Annotated in this window: 15 protein-coding genes; 8 read left to right on the top strand and 7 right to left on the bottom strand. The window is 69.1% G+C overall.

Annotated elements, in window-relative coordinates; all coding sequences use genetic code 11:
• Positions 1–54: 54 nt before the first annotated feature.
• From HBE64_RS10460 to HBE64_RS10450, 3 genes are all read right to left on the bottom strand, one after another.
• Positions 55–1,425, bottom strand: a complete 1,371-nt coding sequence (locus HBE64_RS10460; protein WP_167101285.1) for an NAD(P)/FAD-dependent oxidoreductase — start codon at positions 1,423–1,425, stop codon at positions 55–57.
• Positions 1,426–1,533: 108 nt separating this feature from the next.
• Positions 1,534–2,451: an LLM class F420-dependent oxidoreductase gene (locus HBE64_RS10455; RefSeq protein WP_167101282.1), complete on the bottom strand. Its 918-nt coding sequence runs from the start codon at positions 2,449–2,451 to the stop codon at positions 1,534–1,536.
• 39 nt (positions 2,452–2,490) lie between these two features.
• Positions 2,491–3,168, bottom strand: a complete 678-nt coding sequence (locus HBE64_RS10450; RefSeq protein ID WP_208300617.1) for an SDR family oxidoreductase — start codon at positions 3,166–3,168, stop codon at positions 2,491–2,493.
• Positions 3,169–3,298: 130 nt separating this feature from the next.
• Here HBE64_RS10450 and HBE64_RS10445 point away from each other — a divergent pair, with 130 nt between their 5' ends.
• The 4 genes from HBE64_RS10445 (at position 3,299) to HBE64_RS10430 (ending at position 6,752) form a co-directional block, all read left to right on the top strand.
• Entirely contained in the window at positions 3,299–4,123 is an 825-nt protein-coding gene (locus HBE64_RS10445) for an ABC transporter permease (RefSeq protein WP_167101279.1), read from the top strand.
• Complete coding sequence (locus tag HBE64_RS10440; protein ID WP_167101276.1) at positions 4,123–5,217, top strand: sulfate/molybdate ABC transporter ATP-binding protein; 1,095 nt, start codon at positions 4,123–4,125, stop codon at positions 5,215–5,217. Before HBE64_RS10445 ends, HBE64_RS10440 begins: the two co-directional genes overlap by 1 nt.
• A gap of 160 nt (positions 5,218–5,377) precedes the next feature.
• Positions 5,378–6,349, top strand: a complete 972-nt coding sequence (locus tag HBE64_RS10435) for an APA family fibronectin-binding glycoprotein (protein WP_167101273.1) — start codon at positions 5,378–5,380, stop codon at positions 6,347–6,349.
• A 106-nt stretch (positions 6,350–6,455) separates the two neighbouring features.
• Positions 6,456–6,752 carry a GlsB/YeaQ/YmgE family stress response membrane protein gene (locus HBE64_RS10430; protein ID WP_167101270.1) on the top strand — a complete coding sequence of 99 codons (297 nt, stop codon included), beginning with the start codon at positions 6,456–6,458 and terminating at the stop codon, positions 6,750–6,752.
• A 6-nt stretch (positions 6,753–6,758) separates the two neighbouring features.
• Here HBE64_RS10430 and HBE64_RS10425 read toward each other — a convergent pair whose 3' ends face one another.
• Positions 6,759–7,760, bottom strand: a complete 1,002-nt coding sequence (locus HBE64_RS10425) for a nitroreductase family protein (RefSeq protein ID WP_167101267.1) — start codon at positions 7,758–7,760, stop codon at positions 6,759–6,761.
• Positions 7,761–7,912: 152 nt separating this feature from the next.
• Between HBE64_RS10425 and HBE64_RS10420 the strand changes: the two genes are divergently transcribed.
• Positions 7,913–8,938, top strand: a complete 1,026-nt coding sequence (locus HBE64_RS10420; RefSeq protein ID WP_167101264.1) for a zinc-binding alcohol dehydrogenase family protein — start codon at positions 7,913–7,915, stop codon at positions 8,936–8,938.
• On the opposite strand, the gene HBE64_RS10415 is transcribed toward HBE64_RS10420, so the two are convergent.
• Entirely contained in the window at positions 8,939–9,418 is a 480-nt protein-coding gene (locus HBE64_RS10415) for a hypothetical protein (RefSeq protein ID WP_167101260.1), read from the bottom strand.
• A 122-nt stretch (positions 9,419–9,540) separates the two neighbouring features.
• Between HBE64_RS10415 and HBE64_RS10410 the strand changes: the two genes are divergently transcribed.
• A complete protein-coding gene (locus HBE64_RS10410) occupies positions 9,541–10,128 on the top strand; it encodes a CGNR zinc finger domain-containing protein (RefSeq protein ID WP_167101257.1) in 588 nt (195 codons plus the stop codon).
• A gap of 9 nt (positions 10,129–10,137) precedes the next feature.
• On the opposite strand, the gene HBE64_RS10405 is transcribed toward HBE64_RS10410, so the two are convergent.
• The gene (locus HBE64_RS10405) at positions 10,138–10,899 is read right to left on the bottom strand and encodes a CPBP family intramembrane glutamic endopeptidase (RefSeq protein WP_167101254.1); all 762 of its coding nucleotides are present in this window, start codon (positions 10,897–10,899) and stop codon (positions 10,138–10,140) included.
• A gap of 47 nt (positions 10,900–10,946) precedes the next feature.
• Positions 10,947–13,376, bottom strand: coding sequence for a phosphoketolase (locus tag HBE64_RS10400; protein WP_167101251.1), 2,430 nt, complete (start codon positions 13,374–13,376; stop codon positions 10,947–10,949).
• A 92-nt stretch (positions 13,377–13,468) separates the two neighbouring features.
• Here HBE64_RS10400 and HBE64_RS10395 point away from each other — a divergent pair, with 92 nt between their 5' ends.
• Positions 13,469–15,835 carry a CoA transferase gene (locus tag HBE64_RS10395; protein WP_167101248.1) on the top strand — a complete coding sequence of 789 codons (2,367 nt, stop codon included), beginning with the start codon at positions 13,469–13,471 and terminating at the stop codon, positions 15,833–15,835.
• A complete protein-coding gene (locus HBE64_RS10390) occupies positions 15,832–17,268 on the top strand; it encodes an aldehyde dehydrogenase (RefSeq protein WP_167101245.1) in 1,437 nt (478 codons plus the stop codon). The genes HBE64_RS10395 and HBE64_RS10390 overlap by 4 nt, the downstream gene beginning before the upstream one ends.
• The last annotated feature ends 20 nt before the right edge of the window (positions 17,269–17,288 follow it).

Genomic DNA, 17,288 nt, shown 5'->3' with positions numbered 1-17,288 from the left:
CATGTTAGGCCAGCACCGCAGCGGCAACCGTGGTTTGACCCGCGCAGGCCAGGGTCATGACGCCGCTTTCTCGTCTTCCACGGCGGCGGCGATCTCCTCGAGTTGCTCGATTCGGGTCCGCGCGTACGCCTGCTGCTCGGTGATCGTCAGCTGGCTGCGCTGGCTGCCGATGAACGTGCCGATCCACGACAGCGCCGTGGTCAGCCGGGCCTTGAACCCCACCATGTAGATGAGGTGCAGGAAAAGCCAGGCCAGCCAGGCGATAAAGCCGCTGAACTCGATGCGGCCGACCTTGGCGACCGCCGAGTAGCGCGACACGGTCGCCATCGAGCCCTTGTCGAAGTACTCGAACGGTTCGCGGGCCGCCGGGTCGGCACCCTTCAGTTCGGCCTTGATGAGCTTGGCTGCGTACTTCGCCCCCTGGATGGCGCCCTGCGCCATACCGGGAACACCGTCGACGAAGGCCATGTCACCGATGACGAACACGTTGGGATGGTCCGGCACGGTGAGGTCCGGAAGGACCTTCACCCGTCCGGCGCGGTCGATCTCGGCGTCGGACTGGTCGGCGATGATCTTGCCCAGCGGGCTGGCCGACACACCGGCCGACCAGACCTTCGTCGCGCACTCGATGCGGTCGATGCTGCCGTCGCCCCGCTTGACCGTGATGCCGTTGCGGTCGACGTCGGTGACCATCGCGCCGAGCTGGATCTCCACACCCAGCTTCTCCAGCCGGGCCGCGGCCTTCTGTCCGAGCTTCTCGCCCATCGGCGGCAGCACGGCCGGCGCGGCGTCGAGCAGGATCACCCGGGCCTTGGTGGAGTCGATGTGGCGGAAGGCACCCTTGAGGGTGTGGTCGGCGAGTTCGGCGATCTGGCCGGCCATCTCCACGCCGGTCGGGCCTGCTCCGACGACGACGAACGTCAGCAGCTTGTCGCGCCGGACCGGATCGCTGGAACGCTCGGCCTGCTCGAAGGCGCCGAGGATGCGTCCGCGCAACTCCAGGGCGTCGTCGATGCTCTTCATACCGGGCGCCCACTCGGCGAAGTGGTCGTTGCCGAAGTAGGACTGCCCGGCCCCGGCCGCCACGATCAGGGTGTCGTACGGCGTGCGGTAGGTGTGGCCCAGCAGGATCGAGTCGACCGTCTGGTTGTCCAGGTCGATGTGGGTGACCTCGCCGAGCAGAACCTGGCAGTTCTTCTGGTCACGAAGCACCACGCGGGTCGGCGGGGCGATCTCGCCCTCGGAGATGATGCCGGTGGCCACCTGGTACAGCAGCGGCTGGAACAGGTGGTGGGTGGTCTTGGCGATCATCTTGATGTCGACGTCGGCCCGCTTGAGCGCCTTGGCGGCATTGAGCCCGCCGAAGCCGGATCCGATGATGACGACCTTGTGCTTATCCGATGGAGTGGCACCGGGATGGGTCATTACTTGCTCCTCAACGACATGCACAGGACACCGTCTACGGTAGTCGTCCTGCGCTCAGACTTCGCGCCGGTCCTCGAACGGCCTTGGTGACATCAGCCACCCGGGCGGTCAGTAACCCACAACCGGGCGCAGTGCCTCGCCGACTTTGGTGATCGCGCCGGGGACGTAGCCGGGCATGTTGATGATGACGCCGTCGATTCCGACGTCGATCACGTTGGTCTTGATCTGCTCGGCGACGTGCTCCGGGGTACCGACGACCATCCGGCCCTTCATCTCGGCGGGCACGATGTCGTCGCTGAGGTTGTCGCCGGCCACCACGCTGACCAGCACGCTGGTTTCCAGCGTCGCCGGGTCGCGGTCGACCTCTTCGCAGCGCTGGGCCAGCACCGAGACCTTGCCGGGCAGCTCGGGAAAGCCCGCGATGATGTTGAGGTGGTCGAAGTGGCGGGCGGCCAGGCTGAACGTCTTTTTCTCGCCACTGCCACCGATCATCAGCGGAATGTGGTCGCGGAAGCGGGGATTGGCCAGCGCGTCCTTGGCGCGGTAGTACTTGCCTTCGACGGTCGGGCGCTGGCCTTCGGTCATCGGCACGATGATCGACAGCGCTTCTTCGAGCTTGTTGAACCGGTCGGTGAACGTGCCGAACTCGTAGCCGAGCTGGTCGTGCTCGAGCTCGAACCAGCCGGTGCCGATGCCGAGGATGGCCCGTCCCTGGCTGATGACGTCCAGCGTGGTGATGGTCTTGGCCAGCAGCGTCGGGTTGCGGTACGTGTTGCCGGTGACCAGGGTGCCCAGCTGGACTCGCTCGGTGGCGGTGGCCAGGGCACCTAGTGCCGTGTAGGCCTCCAACATCGGTTGATCGGGCGAACCGAGCATGGGCAGCTGATAGAAGTGGTCCATCACGAAGACCGAGTCGAAGCCGGCGGCCTCGGCCTCCTGCGCCTGGGCGATCACCGTCGGGAACAGTTCGGCGACGCCGGTGCCGTACGAGAAGTTCGGGATCTGGAAACCAAGTCGAATCGTCACCCTGCCGACAGTAATCGTCGTCGGCGAACGGCAGGTGAATCAGCCGAAGTTGGCCAGCGCCCCGCGGCCGACATGCAACGTCTGACCGGTGATGTGCCGGGCCGACGGACTGGTCAAAAACAGTGCGAGCCGGGCGATTTCGGCCGACACCGACGGCGGGGTGGAGCTCAGCCCGTCGTAGGTCGGCTCGGCGCTGCGGCCGGTCGCCACGGTGTTGATGGTGATGCCGCGGGTACCGAAGTAGTCGGCCTGCCCGGCCGTCCAGTTCGACAGCGCTCCCTTGACCGCGGCCTCGGCGCTGCCGTCGCGCGGATTGTCGGGCACGACGGTGACGATGGCACCGCCCGAACGCAGGTGGTCGCCGATGTTCTGGACGAGCAGCACCGCGGACAGCACGGTGGCGTCCAGCGTCGAGCGCCATGCGCTGGCGGTGTCGGCCATCGTGTAGGTGCGCGGGTCACCACCGATCCACCGTGGTGCGGGGACGTGCACGATGGTGTCGAGGTGGTGGGGGAACTGCGTGCGGACCTCGGCCAGCGACGACGGATCCGTCGTATCGCAAACGACCGCGTCGACATCGAGTTCCTTGGCGGCGACCTCCAGGTCGTCGCGGCGGGCGCCGCTGATGACGACCTTGTGGCCGGCGTCGCGGAAGCCTTCCGCCACGACGCGTCCCAGTTCGGTGTCTCCGCCAGTAACCAGCACGTCCATCGCCATTGACCTCCTCGTGCGCAACGCCGGCCCAGCGTGGGGCGGCGTCGGTTCGCTGAAGAATGTTACTGGACAGTAGCTAAAGGTGCTAATACGCCTGCGACACGACACGGTTGTGCGCCCTAGGGTGTGACGGATGAGGCGGTTCGGGGTGTCGGGCCAGGGTACCGCGCTGCCGCGCTGGGTCTATGTGCCCGCCGCTCTGGGTGCGGCGTTCGTGGTTCTGCCACTGGTCGCGATGGCATTGCGCGTCGACTGGTCTCGGTTCTGGACGCTGATCACCAGTACGTCCTCGCGCGAGGCGCTGCTGCTCAGCCTGCGAACGGCGACCGCCAGCACCGCGCTGTGCCTGCTGCTGGGCGTGCCGATGGCGATGGTGCTGGCCCGAAGCAGCGGCCGGTTGATAAGCGCGCTGCGGCCGCTGATCCTGCTGCCGCTGGTGTTGCCGCCGGTCGTCGGCGGTATCGCCCTGCTCTATGCCTTCGGGCGGCTGGGCCTGCTGGGGCACTACCTGGAGGCGGCTGGGATTCGGATCGCGTTCACCACGACGGCGGTCGTGCTGGCGCAGACGTTCGTGTCGTTGCCGTTTCTGGTCATCGCGCTCGAGGGCGCGGCACGCACCGCGGGGCCGGACTACGACGTGGTGGCCGCCACCCTCGGCGCCCGCCCGGCCACGGTGTGGTGGCGGGTGACACTGCCGCTGCTGGCCCCCGGCCTGATCTCCGGCGCGGTGCTGGCCTTCGCCCGGGCGCTTGGGGAGTTCGGCGCCACGCTGACGTTCGCGGGGTCGCGGCAGGGCGTGACCCGCACCCTGCCGCTGGAGATCTACCTGCAGCGGGAAAGCGACCCCGACGCCGCGGTGGCGCTGTCGATACTCCTGGTTGCCGTCGCCGCGGTCGTGGTGCTCGGGCTGGGGGCGCGGCGGCTGGCCGGGTGGAATGCTCCGGTGAGCGGCGGCTGATGGCGGGGTTGCGGTTGGCGGCCACGGTCGGCGCGCGCGGTGTGGACGTGGAGTTCGCGGTGGCCGCCGGTGAAGTGCTGGCGGTGCTCGGGCCCAACGGTGCGGGGAAGTCCACGGTGCTGCATGTGATCGCCGGCCTGCTGGTTCCGGACGCCGGCCTCGTTGCGGTCGGGGACCGGGTGCTGACCGATATCGCCGCCGGTGTCCAGGTGCCCACCCACGACCGCCGGGTGGGGCTGTTGCTGCAGGATCCGCTGCTGTTTCCGCACCTGAGCGTGCAGGCCAATGTGGAGTTCGCGCCGCGCGGACGGGGTCTGGGCCGCATCCGGGCCCGGGAGAGCGCGGCGCGTTGGCTGGCCGAGGTCGGGGTGGCCGAGTTGGCGGGGCGGAAACCGTCGCAGCTGTCGGGCGGTCAGGCTCAGCGGGTGGCGATCGCGCGGGCACTGGCCGCCGAACCCGATGTGCTGCTGCTCGACGAGCCGCTGACCGGTCTCGACGTGTCGGTGGCCGCCTCGGTGCGGGCCGTCTTGCGCCGGGTGGCCGCGGCCGATGGGCGGGCGACGGTCCTGATCACGCACGACCTGCTCGACGTTCTGACCCTGGCCGACCGGGTGATGGTGCTCGAGGACGGTGGGGTGGCCGAGATCGGCGCGGTGGCCGACGTCCTGGCGGCGCCCCGCAGCCGATTCGGGGCCCGTATCGCCGGTGTCAACGTGATTCGCGGTGTGCTGGACGGTCCGGGCGCGATCAGAGGTGCCGACGGCGTCGTGTGGCACGGCACGCCGGCCGAAACGCTGGCGCCGGGGGAGCAGGTTGTCGCTGTGTTCGCCCCGGCTGCCGTGGCGGTGTACCGGGACCCACCGCATGGCAGTCCACGGAACTGCGTCGCGGTGACGATCGCCGAGTTGGACACCACCGGTGCGACGGTCCGCGTGCGCGCCGCCGCCCAGCGCGACGGCGCACCGGGACTGGCGGCCGATATCACCGCCGAGGCGGCTGCCGAACTGCGATTGAGCCCCGGGGATGCGATGTGGTTCACCGTCAAGGCTCAGGAGGTCGCCGTGCACGGCGCGGCCAGGCCGGCTGTGCACTGACTGGGAACCCGACGCGGAGTTCACCACCGGCCGGACCGGCGGTACCGGCCCCTGAGCTGCGATGTCAGCTGAATTCGTGGGTGTGTCGCGGCGCCGCCACACACCACATCGTGACCAGGCCTTACTTGCGTCACGGCTGTAACACGGTAGGTTCGACGCCATGAGTGAGCCGGACCCGACATCACGACGCACGGGCCTGTGGACGGCGCTCGCGGTCACCGCCGTGACCGCGGCCAGTGCTGTCACCATCGCCCTTCCGTCGACTACGGCAGCCGCCGATCCCGCGACGCCCACGCCGTCGACGACGGCCGCGCCACCGGCGAGCCAGGTCCCGGCCCCGCCGGCCGATCCGAACGCGCCGCCCGCCGGCACCGTTTCTCCCGCGCCCGCTCCACTGGACCCGAACGCGCCGCCGCCGCCGGCCGATCCCAACGCCCCGCCCGCCGAGCCGAGCGCGGCACCCGCGCCGCCGCCGGAGCCGGGCCGGGTCAACAACGCCACCGGCGGGTTCAGCTACCTGTTGCCGGCAGGCTGGGTGGTCTCGGACGCGTCGCGGCTGAACTACGGCCAGGCACTGCTGAGCAAGGAGACCGGTCCGTCGCAGAACGGCCAGCCCGCGCCGACCGCCAACGACACCAGCATCCTGCTGGGCCGGCTGGACCTGAAGTTGTTCGCCGGTGCCGAGCAGGACAACAGCAAGGCGGCCGTGCGCCTGGCCTCCGATATGGGCGAGTTCTTCATGCCGTTCCCCGGCGTGCGGATCAATCAGCAGACCGGCGCACTTCAGGCCGGTGACATGCCCGGATACTTCTCCTCCTACGAGGTTAAGTTCACCGACACCACCAAGCCCAACGGGCAGATCTGGGCCGGTGTGGTCGGCTCGGCAAACCCGAACGCGCCCCGCACCGAACGCAACCAGCGCTGGTTCGTCGTCTGGCTGGGCACCGCGAAGGATCCGATCGACCCGGCAGCGGCCAAGGCGCTCGCCGAGTCGATCAAGCCGTACTCCCCGCCGCCACCGCCTGCGCCGGACCCGAATGCCCCGGCGCCCGCGCCGCCGACGCCCGGCAACCGCGTGGGTATTCCGATCCCGGTGGAGACTCCGGTCCCCGAAATGATGCCCGCGGGCTGAACCGCCATCGTGGCCGTTTCGACGCGCTAATCGTTACCCGGTAGCGGTATACCAGTGGGATAGCGGCGCGGCAGCCACGCCGGCCGTCGATCACAGGGAGACCCTCATGGACACGATGGCGACCACCGAATTCCTCGCGCGTTCGACCACGCTGACCAGCGTCGGCTGGATCGGCTACATCATCATCGGCGCGATCGCCGGCTGGATCGCGGGCAAGCTCGTCAAGGGCGGCGGTTCAGGAATCCTGCTCAACATCGTCATCGGCGTGGTCGGCGCCCTCATCGGCGGCTTCCTGCTGAGCTTCTTCCTGAACACCGCCGCAGGCGGCTGGTGGTTCACGCTGTTCACCGCCGTTCTCGGCTCGGTGATTCTGTTGTGGATCCTGGGCAAGGTCCGCAAGTAGCCGCAGCTACGTCACCGTCTGCAGCGGCGAGCCGTCGAGGTTGGCCGCCACGTCGGTGAGTGGACGCCGCGGCGTGGCCGGCAGCGGGTCGGCATTGAGTCCCGCCCAGCCGACGCGCAGCAGCATCTGCGGAAAGCCGTCGCCGTCGAGCAGTCGGGCCCGCAACTCGTCGCGTGTCTGCTCGATTTCCAGCGGCTCGGTCAGCGGGCAGCTGGCCAGGCCCAGTGCGGTCGCGGTGAGCACGACCGAACCGGTGGCCTCCCCGGCATGCAGCCACGCCAGCACGTCGTCGGTTGCGGTCGCCAGCACCAGCACCACGCCGGCGTCGTCGCGGGGCTCGACGTCACCGGGTTGTTCGAGGGCCGGATTGGCGAATACCCGCGCGGGAAACCGGCCCTGCTTCTCCGACGGTGGCGTGTTGCGGGCCGGCACCCCCGCGACCGTGCCGTGCCTGCCGCTCCACATCGACAGCTCCGCCAGGTACCCAGGATCGCTGATGTGCAAGCGCACCGCCCGTGTCACCAGCGCCGCCAGCTCACCCTCGTCCTCGACCCGGCGCAGCGACACTCCTGCCCGGGCCGCCCGCGCCGCCATCAACGCGATGTCGCCGCCGGGCACCGGCCATGACGAGAACCACCGCCGGTCGGTGCGGCGGCGCGGTATCGCGGCGGCAAGAGCGATGTCCTGGTCGTTGGCGGCCGCGCCGAGAATTGCGATGCTCGCCAGGTGGTCGGGGTCGGCCGGGTTGGGGAAGCGCTGCACTTCGGTGGCCCAGCCCAGAGCGGCCAGTGCAACAGTGAAGTGTTGCAGCGCAACGCCACAACTGAGCATGAGGTCGCGGCGGGCCGGGTCGATGTGTGGCAGATGCCGGGTCGGATCGGCATAGAGATGCACGCTTTCCTCGCCGATCCGCCACCGCCAGGGCTGCGAGTTGTGGACCGACGGTGCGCGGACCGCCAGCGCCAGCGCGGCTTCGACAGTTGCTTTGTCAGGCAGTTCTCTCAGCATGCTCGCTCCTCGCCGGACAGTCACCTCGTCCCCTTCACCGTCACATCGAAAACCGTGGCGGCACAGTCATCGAAAGGCCCCGATCGTGGGCCATTGGTCCCTTGATCGGAGTCCGGCTGTCGCCGGCTGGCCGGGCGTTGCACGATGGGTGGATGGCGACCGAACCGACCACCATGCGCGCCTGGCGGGTGCGCCACCCGGGGCCGATGCGCACCGGGCCGCTGGAACTCGACACAGCGGCGGCCGTCCCGGAGCCGGGACCGGGCGAGCTGCTGGTCGCGGTGCGCGCCTGCGGGGTGTGTCGCACCGATCTGCACGTCAGTGAGGGCGACCTGGCCGTTCACCGGGCCGGGGTGACACCCGGCCACGAGGTGGTCGGTGAGGTCGTCGCGGCCGGCCCTGGCGCCGGTGACGGGTTCGCGGTGGGGGACCGGGTCGGCATCGCCTGGCTGCGCCACACCTGCGGGGTGTGCCCGTACTGCCGCCGCGGTGACGAGAACCTGTGCCCGGAGTCCCGCTACACCGGCTGGGATGCCGACGGCGGCTATGCCGAATTCGCCACGGTGCCAGCCGCTTTCGCCCATCATCTGCCGGACGGCTATACCGACAGCGAACTGGCGCCCCTGCTGTGCGCGGGGATCATCGGCTACCGCTCGCTGATGCGTGCCCAGCTTCCGGCCGGTGGGCGTCTGGGGCTCTACGGGTTCGGCGGCAGTGCCCACATCACCGCGCAGGTCGCGCTGGCGCAGGGGGCCGAGGTCCATGTGATGACCAGGGGTGCCCAGGCCCGGGAGTTGGCGTTGGCCCTCGGCGTCGCCTCCGCGCAGGGAGCCGCCGACCCGCCGCCGGTGAAGCTGGACGCCGCGATCCTCTTCGCCCCGGTGGGTGACCTCGTGCTGCCGGCACTCGAGGCGCTGGACCGGGGCGGAACGCTGGCGATCGCCGGGATCCACCTCAGCGACATCCCGCCGCTGAACTATCAGCGGCACCTGTTCCAGGAGCGCCAGGTTCGCTCGGTGACCTCCAACACTCGCCAGGACGCCCGCGATTTTCTCGCGTTCGCCCAGCGCCACCGTATCGAGGTGACGAGTCCGGAATACCCACTGGCACAAGCGGATCGTGCACTGACCGATCTGGCCGAGGGGCGCATCGCCGGGGCAGCGGTACTGCTGGCCTGACTAGAGCGCGGCGAGCACACCGCGCAGTTCGGCGGCCAGGCTGCCGCTGCCGTTGCGATACAGCGGACCCCGGCCGTCGGAGAGCAGCATCCGCAGCCGGGCCATGCCGCGGGCGCGCACCGGCCGGGGGGAGTGCAGCAACAGGGTGATGTCGTCGATCACCGAGTGGCACGCCGCGACACGGTCCGGATGTACGGGGACACGCAACAGCACACCGGGGCGCGCGTGGGCCGGCTCGTTGAGCGCACCGCGCAGCGCCCGCGCGAGACACTCACGCTCCTCGATCGAGACCAGCCTGGACATGTGCAGGGCCAGCGCACTGCCCGGCTCCGGCAGCAGGCCCGCGTCGACGTCGCGGTCGAGCCGGCCGGTCAGGAAGCGGGCGTACAGCCTTGACTTGAGGGGCGCACCGCTCGGTACGGGCGGAACGTCGGGCGCCCCGGATAGTTCGATGTCTGAGTGGAAATTGTTCTGCCCCATGGGCTCTTCCCTTGCTCCGGGACCTCGTCGTCCCGATTCTGAAATGACTAACAAAAACGCTACACCGGTCATGAGTGACCAGTCAAGTTGATTTGCCGGTCATGTGCTCTATGCTGGGTGTCATGCCGCAGGCTCCCGTCGTGTGGCTCGGCGACGCCGAGGCCAAACCCGCACCCGAACCACTCACCCGGGTTCAGGAGTTGGTCAACACCGTTGACCGGGAATCGGGTGCCGACCGGTTGGCGCTGGCCGCCGACGCCGAGCCGTGGCTCAGAGCGCATCACCTGCTGGCCGACGGGCACGCGGCCACCCCCGAGGAACTGCGGACCATCCGGGAGGTGCGGGAGGCGTTGCGCGCCATGCTCGTCCACAACGCCGGCGGCTCCGTACCCAGCGCCACCCAATTGCTCCCCCTGCGGCACATCACCGAGTCTGCCACCGCGCGGGTGCAATTGGACGCAGACGGGGCCGTTCGGCTCGGCGTCGACGACGACTCGGTCGCCGGACGGCTGCTGGCGCTGCTGCTGGTCGTCGCCCAGGCGCAACGCGACGGCACCTGGGCTCATCTCAAGGCCTGCGGTAACGAGGCCTGCCGCTGGGCCTTCTACGACCGTTCCCGTAACCATGGTGGTACGTGGTGCGATATGGCGACCTGCGGAAACAAACTCAAGAACCGGGAGTTCCGCGCGCGCCGCAGCCGCTCCGGGTGAGGACGGGCCTCAGGTCGACAGGTGCCACACCAGGGCAGCCGCCAGCGCGCCGAGGCCGTTGAGCGCCCAGTGCAGCGCGATGGGTGCGATCAGGCTGCCACTGCGGCGGCGCAGCCAGGTGAAGACGAACCCGGCTGCCCCGGTCGCCACGACGGCCATCGCGACACCGGCGACCATGCCGAACATGCCGCCGCCGAAGATGCGGGTGAAGCCGACGTTGCTACTCGTCAGACCAAGGGAGGTGGCGATGTGCCACATACCGAACAGCAGCGACCCGGCTGCGGCGACCCCGCGAAATCCCCACGCCCGGTCCAGCGCGCCGTGCAGGACGCCGCGGAAGGCGAGCTCCTCGGGGATGACGGTTTGCAGCGGAATGATGATCATCGAGGCCAGCAGCGCACCCGAGATGGTCGCGTAGTGGTTGTTGAGGAACATCGGGCGGGTCCACGGCAGCAGCGCGCCCACGGCGATCACGGTCAGGACCAGCAGGACCGCCCCGGCGGCATACAGTGCGCCGGACTTCCAGTGCTCACGGCCGAGGCCCAGTTCAGCCCAGCCCAGCCCACGCGAGCGCACCAAGACGACCAAGCCGACCGCGGCCGCAGGCACCACCGCGATATTCGCCCATGGCGTGGTGAAGTGGGCGATCAGGTTGGTCAGCGCCAGAACCACCACGACGATGCCGACGTCGACGTAGACGCGCGCATGGTGAAGCGCGGCCAGTTGTAGGGCATGCGGGTGAGGCGCGGCGACCGCGCTGGCGTCGGACATTTGCTGCTTATTCTACGCGCGCGCAAGACCGCCCCACCCGAGCTGCGTTATTCGTTGTCGCCGCCGGTCGCCGCCGTGGCATCGACAGCGGAGGCCACTCGGGCTTCACGGGCGTCCGGCCACACCCAATCGCGCACCTCGGGCAGGTCGTCGCCGTACTCGCGGGTGTATTCGCGGGCCGCGAGCCGTTTGTCGACCATCTGCTGGCGCAGTGTGGCACACCGGGACTGCAGGAACGGCACGCGGTCGATGACGTCGATGACGAGGTGGTAGCGGTCGAGATCGTTGAGCATCACCATGTCGAACGGGGTCGTCGTGGTGCCCTCTTCTTTGTACCCCCGGACGTGGATGCGGCTGTCGTTGCTACGGCGGTAGGTCAGCCGATGAATCAGCCACGGATAGCCGTGGTAGGCGAAGATGACGGGTTTGTCGGTGGTGAAGATCATGTCGAACTCGTGATTGGACAACCCGTGCGGGTGTTCGGTCTCGTCCTGCAGGCGCATCAGGTCCACCACGTTGACGAAACGCACCTTCAGCTCCGGCAGGTGCCGGCGCAGCAGGTCGACGGCGGCCAGGGCCTCCAGGGTCGGGACGTCGCCGGCCGAGGCGATCACCACGTCGGGATCCTCGCCGAGCACCTCGTTTCCGGCCCACTCCCAGATGCCCAGGCCCCGGGTGCAGTGTGCGATGGCCTGCTCCATCGTCAGGAAGTTCGGGTGGGGCTGTTTGCCGGCCACGACGACATTGACGTACTGCCGAGACCGCAGGCAGTGGTCGTAGGTGGACAGCAGCGTGTTGGCGTCCGGCGGCAGGTAGACCCGGACCACCTTGGCGCTCTTGTTGACGACGTGGTCGATGAAGCCGGGGTCCTGATGGCTGAAGCCGTTGTGGTCCTGGCGCCAGACGTGGCTCGACAGCAGATAGTTGAGGCTGGCGATCGGGCGCCGCCACGGGATGTGGTCGGTGACCTTGAGCCACTTGGCGTGCTGGTTGAACATCGAGTCGATGATGTGGATGAACGCCTCGTAGCAGTTGAACAGCCCGTGGCGGCCGGTCAGCAGGTAGCCCTCGAGCCAGCCCTGGCACTGGTGCTCGGAGAGCATCTCGACCACCCGGCCGGCCCGGGCCAGGTGTTCGTCGACCTCGGGGCCGAAGAACTCGGCGTTCCACTGCTTGTCGGTGACGTCGAACACGGCCTGCAGCCGGTTGGAGGCGGTTTCGTCGGGACCGAAGATCCGGAAGTTGTCGGGATTGAGCCGGATCACCTCGGTGAGCCACTGTCCGAGCACTCTGGTGGCCTCGGCGATCGTCGCACCCGGTGCGGGCACGTCGACGGCGAAGTCGCGGAAGTCCGGCAGCCGCAAATCCTTGAGCAGCAGCCCGCCGTTGGCGTGCGGGTTGTCACTCATGCGCAGGTGGCCGGCGGGTGCGAGCGCGGTGATGGCCGGATCGACGCGGCCGTCGTCGTCGAAGAGTTCCGCGGGCCGGTAGGAGGCCAGCCAGTCGGCCAGTACCTGCAGGTGTTCGGGGGTGTCGCGGGCACTGGCCAGCGGCACCTGATGTGCCCGCCATGATCCGGTGGTCTTCTTGCCGTCGATGTATGCCGGGCCGGTCCAGCCCTTGGGGGTGCGGAAGACGATCATGGGCCAGGCCGGCCGCTGTTCGTCTCCGGCGGCCTTGATCGCGGCGATCTCGTCGAGGACCTCGTCGAGCAGGGCGGCGAAGCGCCGGTGGGCGCCGGCGTGGTCGGCGGCGTCATCGTCGGTGACTTCGAAGAAGTATGGCTTGTGGCCGTAGCCGACCATCAGGCTGAGCAGTTCCTCTTGCGGAATGCGGTCCAGCACAGTCGGATTGGCGATCTTGTAACCGTTGAGGTGCAAGACGGGCAGTACCACCCCGTCCTTGACCGGATGCAGGAACTTGTTCGAATGCCAGCTGGTGGCCAGCGCGCCGGTCTCGGCTTCACCGTCGCCGACCACTGCGAACACCAGCAGGTCGGGGTTGTCGAAGGCGGCCCCGTAGGCGTGCGACAGCGCGTAGCCCAGCTCGCCGCCCTCGTGGATGGAGCCCGGCGTCTCCGGTGCGACATGCGACGGAATCCCGCCGGGGAAGGAGAACTGGCGGAACAACCGGCGCAAGCCCTCGGCGTCGCCGGTGATGTCGGGGTAGGTCTCGGTGTAGGTGCCGTCGAGGTAGGCGTTGGCCACCAGGCCGGGTCCGCCGTGGCCGGGGCCGGTGATGTAGATCGTCGACTGTTGCCGCTCGCTGATCGCCCGATTGAGATGCGCGTAGAGGAAATTCAGCCCGGGTGTGGTGCCCCAATGCCCCAGCAGGCGGGGTTTAACGTCGTCGCGGGACAGCGGTTCGCGCAGCAGCGGGTTGTTCAGCAGATAAATCTGGCCCACCGAGAGGTAGTTCGCCGCGCGCCACCAACGGTCGATCTGGTCGAGCACGGAATCTGGCGTCGTCGCAGTCATGGGTCCATCCAACTCTTGATCCTCGCTCTTGGCAGGCTCGAGAACGGGTTGTTTACCCAGGCTTCGCTATCGTGAACCCGGCGTGCGGCCGGATGCACGTGCGAAAGGAGACCGTTGTGCCCGACAGGGAGGCGTTGCTGGCCGGGGTTCGGGTGCTCGACCTGTGTGGCGGGCCCGGAGACAACGTCACCCGGTTACTAGCCGACCTGGGTGCCGACGTGCTCAAGGTCGAACCGCCCGAGGGCAGCGGCGCGCGCGGTGAGCTCCCGACCCTCGACGGTGTCAGCATCCCGTTCGCGTTGCACAACGCCAACAAGCGCAGCACGGTCCTGAACCCGTCGAACGAAGCCGACCGCCGCCTGTTCTTCGAGCTGGCTGCCGCCGCGGACATCGTCGTCGACGACGGCGACACCGGCCAGGCGGCCGCCTTCGGCACGTCGTGTGCGCAGCTGGCCGACCGTTTCCCACAGCTGGTCGCGATGTCGGTCACCGACTTCGGGACCGACGGTCCGCGCGCCTCTTGGCAGGCCACCGACCCGGTGCTCTACGCCATGTCGACGGCGTTGTCGCGCTCCGGTCCCGCCACCGGCACCCCGGTGCTGCCGCCCGACGGCATCGCGTCGACCACCGCGGCGGTTCAGGCGGCGTGGGCGGTGCTGGTTGCGTACTTCAATCGGTTGCGTTGCGGGGCAGGCGATTACATCGACTTCTCCCGTTTCGACGCGGTCGTGCTGGCGCTTGATCCGCCGTTCGGGACGCAGGGCCAGGCCGCGACGGCCCGCAACGCCGCCAGCCGGTGGCGGGGCAGGCCGCGCTATCAGGACGCCTACCCGATCTTCGCCTGCCGCGACGGCTACGTGCGCATCTGTGTGTTGGCCCCACGGCAGTGGCGTGGGCTGCGGGCGTGGCTGGGCGAGCCGGAGGCGTTCCAGGATCCGCGGTTCGACTCCATCGCCGCCCGCACCCAGGCGTTCGGTGAGCTCGGCGCCCTCATCGCGGCGTTCTTCGCCGACCAGACAATGGAGCAGCTGGTGGCCGACGGGCAGGCACACGGCGTGCCGATCGCCGCCGTGCTGACCCCCGCCGAGGCCCTGCAGTCCGACCACCTCGCCGACGTCGGCGCCCTCGTCGACACCGAACTCGCTCCAGGTGTCACGGCGCGTGTCCCGGTGGGCTACTGGGTTGTCGACGGTGCACACGCCGGGTACCGGACCCCCGCCCCGGCGATCGGCAGCAGTGACGTCGAGTGGCTCACAGAGCCTTTCGCACCTGAGGCCGACCGGGCCGTCGGGGCCCGGCCGCTAGAGGGCATCCGCGTCCTCGACCTGGGTGTCATCGTCGCCGGCGGGGAGCTGAGCCGGCTCTTCGGTGACCTCGGCGCCGAGGTGATCAAGATCGAGAGTTCGAGCTATCCGGACGGATTGCGGCAGAAGCGCGACGACCAGGCCATCAGCGAGTCCTTCGCCCGGTCCCACCGCAACAACCTCGGGCTGGGTCTCGAGCTGCGCAGCCCCGGCGGCGCCGACGTCTTCGCCGCCCTGGTGGCATCGGCCGACGCGGTGTTTGCGAACTTCAAGCCGGGAACCCTTGAGGCCCTGGGGTTTTCCTACCAGCGGCTGACCGAGCTCAATCCAGGGCTGGTGCTCGCGGAAAGCAGTGCGTTCGGCGACACCGGGCCGTGGAGCAAGCGGATGGGCTACGGCCCGCTGGTGCGCGCCACCATCGGCGTGACCAGGCTGTGGACGTCGCCGGACGCGCCGTCCACGACGGGCCGTCACCCGTTCTTCGACGCGACGACGATTTTTCCCGACCATGTTGTCGGGCGGATCAGCGCCATCGGCGCGCTGGCCGGGCTCATCCGGCGCCAGCGCCTGGGAATCGGTGCGCGCCTACATGTCTCGCAGGCCGAGGCCGCCATCAACCAACTCGACACCCGCTATGTCGCCCAAGCCGCCGAGGTCAGTGGTGTCGGCTCCGTCGTCGCCGACTCGGCGCAGCACCGGGTGCTTGCCTGTGCGGGAGACGACGAGTGGTGTGTGGTGTCGCTACGCTCCGATGACGACCGTCGATCGGTGGCGTCGGTGACCGGCTGCGACCTCGCGGCCTGGGCCGCGCAGCGCTCACCGGCCGAGGCCGCTGCGGCGCTGCAGGCCGCCGGGGTGCCTGCGGGGCCGATGAACCGGGCTTCCGATATCGCTGACGATCCGCAGTTGCAGCTGCGAAAGGTGTTCAGCGACATGGTGCATCCGCTGTTCGAGCATCCGTTGCCCACCGAGGCCGGACCCGCGCCGTACCGGTACATTCCGCCTGCCCTGCAGAACCCGGCGCCGCTGCCGGGGGCCGACACCCGGCGGGTGTGTCGCGACGTGCTCGGAATGGGGGAGGACCAGATCGACGCGTTGATCGCCGACGGTGTGCTGTTCACCGCATCGGATGACAGGACAGGAGCCCGGACATGACTGGCACCGCGCAGTTGTTCATCGACGGCCGGTTACGCCGCGCCGATCACACCGAGCCGGTGCTCGAGGCCGCCACCGGCGAACCGCTGGGCGACGGCGCCAGCGCCACCGAAGCCGATGTCGACGCCGCCGTCGCGGCCGCTCGGGCAGCCCTGCCTGCCTGGCGCTCGGCCTCGCCGGATCATCGCGCCGAGCTCCTCGGGGCCTTCGCCGCCGCGCTGGACAGCCGGGCCCGGACCACCGATGAACTGGTCACCCGGGAGAACGGCATGCCAATGTCGTTGTCCCGTGGCGCAAATGGCCGCTTCCCGGCCGCATTGCTGCGCTACTACGCCCAGTTGATCACCGAGACACCGATCGAGGAGATCCGGCCGAGCATGATCGGGCACACCATTGTGCGCCGGGAGGCGGTCGGCGTGGTGGCCGCGATCGTGCCGTGGAACTATCCGCAGGCGCTGGCCGCGTTCAAGCTGGCGCCCGCGCTCGCTGCGGGCTGCACGGTGGTGCTGAAGGCCGCTCCGGAAACGGCACTGGACGCGCTGGTCTTCGCCGAGGCCGCCCAGGAGGCGGGCCTGCCGCCGGGTGTGCTGAACATCGTGCCCGGCGGTGTGACCGCGGGTTCCCACCTGGTCTCACACCCGGGCGTCGACAAGGTGACGTTCACCGGGTCCACCGCCGCGGGCCGCATCATCGGCGAAGTCTGCGGCCGGCTGCTGCGGCCGGTCACCCTCGAACTCGGCGGCAAGTCCGCGGCGATCATCCTCGACGACGCCGACCTGGATGCCACGATCAAGGGCCTGCGGGTGGCCTCGCTGGTCAACAACGGGCAGACCTGTCATCTCAGTTCACGAATCCTGGCCCCGCGCTCACGCTACGACGAGATCGTCGATGCGCTGGCCGCGATGGTCCACGGACTGACCGTGGGCGATCCGCTGGACACCGCCACCGACATCGGGCCCGTGGTCAGCGCCAGGCAGCGCGACCGCGTGCTGGACTATATCGAGTCCGGCAAGAGCAGCGGCGCGAAACTGATTGCCGGCGGCGGGATTCCGGGCGATCAGCCCCGGGGTTGGTTCGTGTCTCCGACGGTGTTCGCCGATGTCGACAACTCTGACCGCATCGCCCAGGAAGAAATCTTCGGGCCGGTGCTGGCGGTCATTGCCTACGACAGCGACGAGGAGGCCATCGCGCTGGCCAACGACAGCGAGTTCGGTTTGGCCGGCACGGTGTGGTCCACCGACGAGGAGCGGGCCACCGAGGTGGCGCGGGCCGTACACACCGGCACCATCGGCGTCAACGACTACCAGTTGGACTTCCGCGCGCCCTTCGGCGGCGTGAAGGCCAGCGGAATCGGCCGCGAACTCGGACCCGAGGGGCTCGATGCGTTCTTCGCGCTGAAGTCGATCTACCGGGTGGGTCCGGCAGACCGCTGAGGGTCTGCAAAACGTCATAC

Origin of the sequence: Mycobacterium sp. DL592, from assembly GCF_011694515.1 — a bacterium.
Lineage (GTDB): Bacteria > Actinomycetota > Actinomycetes > Mycobacteriales > Mycobacteriaceae > Mycobacterium.
This window is presented reverse-complemented; position numbering and strand designations above follow the sequence as displayed.